The sequence below is a fragment of the Nocardia sp. NPDC060220 genome, from assembly GCF_042727815.1.
In the GTDB taxonomy this organism is placed as follows: Bacteria; Actinomycetota; Actinomycetes; order Mycobacteriales; family Mycobacteriaceae; genus Nocardia.
The window spans coordinates 1-1754 of the sequence record NZ_JBHWZY010001150.1 but is presented as its reverse complement, the minus strand read 5'-3'; the positions used below and the strand labels follow the sequence as shown (position 1 = coordinate 1754).

General features: G+C 69.8%; 2 protein-coding genes. One reads left to right on the top strand and one right to left on the bottom strand.

All coding sequences use genetic code 11. The annotated features are described in order from the left end of the window. The first annotated feature begins 139 nt into the window (after positions 1-139). A complete protein-coding gene (locus tag ACFWF3_RS34695) occupies positions 140-1333 on the top strand; it encodes a PucR family transcriptional regulator (protein WP_379318285.1) in 1194 nt (397 codons plus the stop codon). A gap of 153 nt (positions 1334-1486) precedes the next feature. Here the strand turns inward: ACFWF3_RS34695 and ACFWF3_RS34690 are convergent. Further along, positions 1487-1754: hypothetical protein (locus ACFWF3_RS34690; protein WP_379318287.1), on the bottom strand; the 268-nt coding region annotated here is incomplete at its 5' end.

The following is a 1754-nucleotide window of genomic DNA, read 5'->3' as shown; positions in this document are numbered from 1 at the left end:
ATCCCAGGTGCGGACCGAACACCGACGACCATGCGTGCCTCCCAGCGATCGAGCGCCGCCCGCTGCCGCGCTCTCTGTGCACATGCCATTCTTGGGTCCAGTCAGCGGCGTTGAAATAGGCGAGGAAACCGAGTTGACTGTGCATATGCACACCAGCGAGCCGGTGCCCGCGCTGGCGCTGGGACCGCACCGGCGCAAGATCGCGGCGCGCATCGCCGCGATGATCGCGGAGCTCGATCCGGCACTCAACGAGATGGCCGCGGACCTGACGCGGCTGTACCGCGACAACATCCCCGTCTACGACCAGGTCGACGCGGCCTCGATCGAGACCAACACCCGTGCCGTGTTGCGCATCGTCGTGGCGCAACTGGGCGACGAAGGAGCCGCGCACGCGGGGTTCGACGAGCTCACCACACTGGCGAGAACCTGGGCAGACCAGCAGATCCCCCTGGATCTGGTGGCGCACAGCCTGCAGATCGGCGCGCGCCGGATCTTCGAGCTGATCCGTCGCCGCGCCGCCACGCACGGGGTGCCTGCCGCCGAGATCGACGAGATGCAAGACCTCACCTGGGAATGGGCGACCGCGTCCGCCACCGCCGTGCACCGGGTGCTGCGGGAGCGGGCAGTGGCCGGGGCCGCGCGCCGCGCCGACTTTCTGCGCAGCCTTGTCGACGGCACGGTAGCGCCCGCTGTGCTGCGCGCTGAGGCGCGCGATCACCGGCTCGATCCCGAGCATCGGTACCGGATCGCCTGCGCCGCGTGGAACGGTACCGCCGCGGCGACGGACCTGCTCGCCGCGTTGCGAGCGCGGGGTTCGACGGCGAAGCTCCCGGTCGTCGACACGGTCGTGGATCAGCATCTGGTCGCCCTGCTGCCGCGGACTCCGGACGCGTTGCCGGAGGGCAGCGTGGTCGCGGTCGGCTCCGCGGTATTGCTCGGTGATGCCACGGCGTCGTACCGGCAAGCGCGGCGCGCGTTCGATCTCGCGGTGCGGCACGGCAGGAGCGGCCTGGTCGATCTCGGATCGCTGGGCCCGCTGCCGCTGCTCGGGGAGGCCGAGGGCGCCGCGCGACTGCTCGCGGACAAGCATCTCGCGCCGCTGCGACGCCATGCTGGGGCCGAGGAGATACTCGGCACGGTCGAGACCTACCTCGACTGCGATCAACGCGTCGACGACACGGCGGCCAGGCTGTACCTGCACCGCAATACCGTCCGCAATCGGCTCACGCGCTTCGCCGACCTCACCGGCCTCGATCTGGGCCGGACCGACGACCTCATCGTCGCCTGGTGGCTCCTGCACCGCGATCCGGACTCGCCTCCGCCGTCGCGCTGACCGGCGATGCGTTCGGGATCGCGCCGAGGTGCCGCGGTAGCCACCTGACGGCAGCGGTAGCCACCGGTGAACAGCACAACTGCTGGGCCGACGCTGTCAGGTGCCGGTGTGGAACGCCCGCCGGTGTCTGTCCGGCGAGTCGAGCGGGTGACGTCAGCTCACCCGGGCGTCGTGCGTCAGCACACCACCGGTGCTGACGGGGGCGGCGAGTGATCCGGCGAGCATGTCGATGATCTCTGCCCACACCTGTGTATCCGTGGCCCGTGCATCCCCTGCTTCGGCCGCTCGTTCGTGATCGGCCAGGAGCGCGAAAAGCATGGTGGTCAGATCGCGTTCCTTTCCTCGATGGTGCTGGAAAGTCTCGCGACGCTGAGTGTCGCGTTGATCGCGGTCGCGATCGGGCTGCGGTTGGTGTTCGGCG